The following is a 1,435-nucleotide window of genomic DNA, read 5'->3' as shown; positions in this document are numbered from 1 at the left end:
ATGCGCCCTGGCTGCCCAGCGCAACGCCCATTCAGGGGCTGGTACTGGGAGAGGCAACGGCGGCTGTGCAGGCGGCTGCCAGATTGCGCGAGGCCGGTCTGTACTGCCCGGCAGTGCGCCCCCCGACCGTGCCTAAGGGCAGCGCCCGTTTGCGGATTACCCTCAGTGCTGCGCATCATCGCGAAGACCTCATAAAAGGCATCTACAGCTTCCACCCGCACTTTCATATCGCTGTTCAGAACCTGGCAGTGACTACCACACGGGCTTTTTGCCAGAGCAGTCCATACAGATTGCCGACAATCTGGTTATGCCGCAGCTTGGCCCCGGCCATGGCATAAACCTGCCCGGCCACATACTCGTGGCGTATATCGGCGCGCTCCTCACCTTCCAGATACTCTTTGCCAGACACAGGCCGTAACATGGCTATCTGCATAACCTTTCCTCCTGCCTCAGCGTATCAACAGCCCCCATCATAAGACTTGGAAGCTTCTGTGTCATCGCCGCAAGATGGCCAGAAATAGCGGGTAGCGCTGGGATCATTCTTCCCCTTAGGGCTTGATGTCGCGCCCCAAGCCATATTTGAGGCGGCGCGCAGGCAGATACCAGAACAAACCATCCAGCAGCATCAGGCAGCCTGCAGCAATCAGAATATAATCGGTAAAGCTGTAGGGTGTTGCACCCAGTATTTTGTGCAGGGCCAGGCCCAGACCGATAAATGCCACACCGGTGCGGATCAGCGATAACCCGGTTCGGGCACGCGCGTAGGAGGCACGGTGACTGGCGGCAATGGTGCGCTGAGCCGCGAGCATATTACGCTCGCGGGCCAGATGGGTGCGCTCCTTGCTGGCCGGTACCGGGCGCAAAATCGAACAGTAACGGGGAATGGCTGCAGCCAGTCTGGCCAGGGCACTGGCATCTTCTGCCTCAACCGGCGCTTCGGGCAGGTGATAGCGATCGGTAAAGCGCACGTTCTCGGTGGTGATATCAATCAAAGCACTTTGGCAGGGTAAATCCATGCGGCTGCCACGCACTTTCAGGTAATCAAACAAGCCAATCAGTGCCAGGACAATCCCGACCAACAAAATCAACAGATGATAGGATGAGAGGTCGTTGTGGGTGACTTTGGTCAGCACGTTGGCGAGCGCCACCATGGCAAGCCCCCAGCGCAGCAACTTCATGGCCGTCCGGGCGCGGGCATGGGCCGTGCGATGCGCAGCCAGCTTGGTGCGCCAGTGCGCCATGGTGTTGCGCCAATAGGCCAGGCCCGTGCGCTCAATGCCAATGAGCAAGGGCGCCTCAGCATGCTTGTAGTCCTGTATGTACCAGCGTATGTCTTCTTTGAGCGCGACACGAAATTCGTAATGATGGGCCGGGACCAGGTCCTGAACCCGGGCACGCATACTCGGGTTGTTCGGGTCAGCCGCAGCGATAATGA

Annotated in this window: 2 protein-coding genes and 1 pseudogene; 1 reads left to right on the top strand and 2 read right to left on the bottom strand. The window is 59.0% G+C overall.

The features are described 5' to 3' along the window. Positions 1 to 191 (top strand): annotated as a pseudogene (locus AC2VLY_RS11065) (aminotransferase class I/II-fold pyridoxal phosphate-dependent enzyme); the annotation flags it as partial. A 44-nt stretch (positions 192 to 235) separates the two neighbouring features. On the opposite strand, the gene AC2VLY_RS11060 reads toward AC2VLY_RS11065, so the two are convergent. Together AC2VLY_RS11060 and AC2VLY_RS11055 are read right to left on the bottom strand one after the other, a co-directional pair. Next, the gene (locus AC2VLY_RS11060; RefSeq protein ID WP_486892238.1) at positions 236 to 433 is read right to left on the bottom strand and encodes a Uma2 family endonuclease; all 198 of its coding nucleotides are present in this window, start codon (positions 431 to 433) and stop codon (positions 236 to 238) included. 115 nt (positions 434 to 548) lie between these two features. Next, a partial coding sequence (locus AC2VLY_RS11055; RefSeq protein WP_486892239.1) for a YidH family protein occupies positions 549 to 1,435 on the bottom strand: 887 nt, incomplete at its 5' end.

It is taken from the genome of Acidithiobacillus sp. TH-A36, assembly GCF_057473445.1.
Note: the sequence above shows the minus strand (reverse complement) of the source record. Positions and strands in the feature narration are given on the sequence as shown.